This is a genomic window from Lonepinella sp. BR2474 (assembly GCF_051851555.1).
GTDB lineage: Bacteria > Pseudomonadota > Gammaproteobacteria > Enterobacterales > Pasteurellaceae > Lonepinella.
Genome location: NZ_JBPDVH010000018.1, coordinates 1 through 685, shown reverse-complemented (window position 1 = coordinate 685; position 685 = coordinate 1). Strand labels below are relative to the sequence as shown.

Sequence of the window (685 nt, the reverse complement as noted above, 5' to 3'; positions counted from 1 at the left end):
CTGATACACAGTTATCAAGCGCTGCGACGGTAAACGATGTATTAAATGCGGGTTGGAACTTAAAAGAAAACGGCACAGCGAAAGACTTCGTTAAAGCATACGACACTGTAAACTTCGTGAATGGTACGGGTACAGTGGCGAACGTTACAATGAACGATGATGGTACTGTAGCAAACGTTACATTCAACGTAGAAACCACTGGTTTAACAACCAACACCACAACTGTTGATGGTGATACTGCAACAGATAATAACGCAGCGGGTAACGGTACCGTTCAATACACGGGTGATGGTAACAACTTAGTGACGGCGAAAACGGTAGCAGATGCGATTAACAATGCGTACTACTCTATCAACGCAACCAAAGCCGAAAATGATTCTGCAACACAAGGTGGCGAAACACAGAAAGTCAATGCGGGCGATACCGTAAATTATGTTGCAGGTCGCAATATGATTACTAACATCACTGTAGAGGCTAACAACGTAACCAACGTGACTGTGGCAACCATTGAGAACCCAACCTTTACCAACGTAACGGTCGGCGATACCTTAATTGAAGATACCGACAGCGGCTTGAAATTTAGTCAACCAGTAGACCCTGACAATGCGGATAGCAGTCCTAATGTCACCTTAACAGGTGTGACTTCTGGCGTCACCAACTATGAAGTGCCAGAAGAAAATGCAAC

General features: G+C 44.7%; 1 pseudogene. It reads left to right on the top strand.

Annotated features, from left to right (window positions below):
* Window positions 1–685: pseudogene (locus ACTG7Q_RS10830) on the top strand (hypothetical protein); the annotation flags it as partial.